This is a genomic window from Bartonella sp. AA86SXKL (genome assembly GCF_042196885.1).
The window spans coordinates 1-2,832 of record NZ_JBHIRE010000063.1; the positions used below are offsets into that span (position 1 = coordinate 1).

General features: G+C 38.2%; 3 protein-coding genes and 1 pseudogene. 2 read left to right on the plus strand and 2 right to left on the minus strand.

The window, feature by feature from the left end; translation table 11 throughout:
- Both ACFIO5_RS09670 and ACFIO5_RS09675 read left to right on the plus strand, forming a co-directional pair.
- A pseudogene (locus tag ACFIO5_RS09670) lies at nucleotides 1–114 on the plus strand (late control protein); the annotation flags it as partial.
- A gap of 772 nt (nucleotides 115–886) precedes the next feature.
- Nucleotides 887–2,038 (plus strand): tyrosine-type recombinase/integrase, encoded by a 1,152-nt coding sequence (locus ACFIO5_RS09675; protein ID WP_375635064.1) that lies wholly within the window; start codon nucleotides 887–889, stop codon nucleotides 2,036–2,038.
- A 175-nt stretch (nucleotides 2,039–2,213) separates the two neighbouring features.
- Here ACFIO5_RS09675 and ACFIO5_RS09680 read toward each other — a convergent pair whose 3' ends face one another.
- A complete protein-coding gene (locus tag ACFIO5_RS09680; RefSeq protein WP_375620805.1) occupies nucleotides 2,214–2,426 on the minus strand; it encodes a hypothetical protein in 213 nt (70 codons plus the stop codon).
- A gap of 131 nt (nucleotides 2,427–2,557) precedes the next feature.
- A complete protein-coding gene (locus ACFIO5_RS09685; protein WP_375628344.1) occupies nucleotides 2,558–2,785 on the minus strand; it encodes a hypothetical protein in 228 nt (75 codons plus the stop codon).
- Nucleotides 2,786–2,832: the final 47 nt, after the last annotated feature.

Below are 2,832 nucleotides of genomic sequence, written 5' to 3' on the forward strand. Positions count from 1 at the left end.
AAAGCTGCAACCGTCACCCACCGCTATGAAAAACAAAGCGGTTATACCACAGAAATCACACTCGAGGCACCAAACAAAGGAAAAGAGGCAGGAGAAAAGGAAACCTCTGAGTGACAGAAAATCAAAGGGACAACTTGACCCTTTGATCGGTCGTGATGAGGAATAGGTGCAACTTGCACCAATTGCTAAAACGAGAAATAGGATCAAGTTGATCCAATTGCATGAGTACAGCAATAGGGTATTGTTTACCCAATTCCTTAAAGGAGTAATGATGAAAACATTGCACAATTGCATACTGAAAAGGAATTCTGTCAAGTTGACCGAATTGCTTAAACGCTTCTCTTTTTAATAATGTACTTGAATAATGTGTTTGGGGTACGGAAAAACTATCAATCAATTTAAGATAAAAGAGGTGAACACATCTTATATACGCTGCTTCTCAAATAATACGATTCCAACTCAATGATTGATCATCAAAAATTGCGATTTTGAGCAGAAAAGAAAAAGAGGCTTTAAATGATCTTTGAAAGGTCTTTGAAGACCCTTTGAGAACACCTTAAAAACTCTTTGAAAAAAAATAAATTGGTACAAAACCTAGTGGCAAAATATACAAAACCCGCTGGCAAGCTACATCAGTAAAAACAATAGGTTACATATAACAAAGAAGAGTATGGTGCCCAGACGCGGCAAGCAGGGGCTTAGCAACAAGATTCAAAGTATATAAAGATGTGTAAGGGCGTATTGATGTCTATAGCTTTTTATGATTCAATAAAAAAAGTAAGTATTAAAGAAAAAATCTCAAATCAGAAATTAAAGGTGGTCTAAAAGGTGGACCCAAAAAGGTGGACGAGCAATGCTTGAAAAGGTGGACGAGAGGGGACGTTAAGTGAGGGCGATTCATCGGTTATCAGCATCATTCGTAAAGACGTCCTCGCAGGGTAAATATTGTGACGGGGCGGGGCTATGGTTGAATGTTCGAAAAGACAATACACGCTCTTGGTTTTTTCGCTATACGCACCACAATAAGCGCCGTGAAATGGGACTTGGTCCTGTTACGAAACTCTCTTTAAAAGAAGCGCGTGAGCTTACAAGATATTATAGTGATATTCTTAAAGAAGGCAATGATCCTATTGTCTTTCGAGAACAGACTATTTTAAAACAGCAAAGCAATATTTTTCAAGAAATTGCAAAAGCGGCTTTTGAAAGCAAAAAAGCAGAGTTGAAAAATGAAGGTAAAAACGGCCGCTGGTTTTCTCCACTAGAGTTGCACGTGATTCCACACATAGGCAAATTACCTATAGAAAAATTAACAGCCAATATCATTCGCAATGTTCTCTCACCCCTTTGGCATGAAAAAGCAGACACAGCGCGAAAAGCACTTAACCGTATCAATATTTGCTTGAAATATGCTGCGGCTCTTGGTTTAGATGTTGATTTACAGGCTTGTATGAAGGCACGCGCTCTTTTAGGAAAACCACGTGCGACATCAACAAATATTCCTGCTATGCCATGGCAAGAGGTTCCGGCATTTTATCAAAGCTTGGATGATAAGATCCTTTCAAATTTAGCACTGAAGCTCTTGATTTTGACTGGAGTACGGTCGTATCCATTGCGCTATTTGCGTCTCGAACAAATAGATAAAGATATATGGACGATACCAAAAGAAAATATGAAGGGCATTGTAGGAAAGGTTTCAGATTTTCGAGTACCATTGAGTAATGAAGCTTTGAGAGTTATTGAAAAAACTCTTCCCTTTGAAAAAAATGGTTTTCTCTTTTCTGGTCTTACAGGCAACCCCATTTCTGATGCCACCATGGCAAAGTATATGACAGTTTGCGGCTTAACCTATCGTCCCCATGGTTTTCGTTCAAGCTTACGGGACTGGATAGCAGAGACAACGTCAACACCATTTGAGATTGCCGAAACTGTTCTTGCACATACAGTTGGGAGTTCAGTGACAAAAGCTTATATGCGAACGGATTTTTTAGAACAGCGACATATTCTCTTGGAACAGTGGGCTTCATTTATAACAGGATAGAATTTTTACAATTACCTTTGCAGTGTTTTTTTAGTTATTTTGAAGAGAAATTTGATATGTCCAATTCTGTGAAAATAACAGTTTTAAATGTGTAAAGCTATTATTGATAGTCTCCATGAGACGAGTAAAATTAAGAAACCATTTTCTAAAGAATTTCGCGCGTCTCAGAGTATGTTTAGAGTCGGATATTTGGTTTTTGTGTAAAAATACTTACAAACGCATCCATAATACGTGAAAAATCAAGTGCTAATAAGAGTATAATGAGTACAATCCATTTTGTATAACGAGACATCACTTTTACACTTTTGTAGGTCATGATGATTTCTTGGAGGATTTCTTTTTCTGCTTCTGTAAGTTCTGTATCGTCTTGTGTTTTTTTTCTAGCCATGTTTCCACCCACACACGCGTTCACCTAGATTATTGTGCTTTAAGATCTCTCTTGCTAAGTTTGAACTGATGGCGTTCAGATCTTGCCGGCTTAAATAAATTGGCAACCAGCCAACACAAGAAGAAGCATATTTATTTGTCGCGCAACCAGTCAGAGAGAGCAGCACGCACATCAGCATCACTTTTTTGATTAACTTCACTTTCCACCTCCAGACGTGTTTTGGCTGCTTTTAAAGCTTTTTCTGTTTGCTTTTGTTGCTCTGCTTTTTTCCCAAGAGTAAAAGCTCTTGCTAATGCAATAAAAAAAGCGACTAAAGCCGCGCCTGTTATCATCAGATTTCTTTTCATCCATAAGATCATAGACGATGCTCCTGAAAGCGTTTAGCAACAAAGAAAATACCAGCACA

What these genes read in the sequence shown, in the direction of transcription:
- ACFIO5_RS09685 (WP_375628344.1), bottom strand. Translation starts at nt 2,785, where the DNA reads ATGATCTTATGGATGAAAAGAAATCTGATGATAACAGGCGCGGCTTTA.
- ACFIO5_RS09680 (WP_375620805.1), bottom strand. Translation starts at nt 2,426, where the DNA reads ATGGCTAGAAAAAAAACACAAGACGATACAGAACTTACAGAAGCAGAA.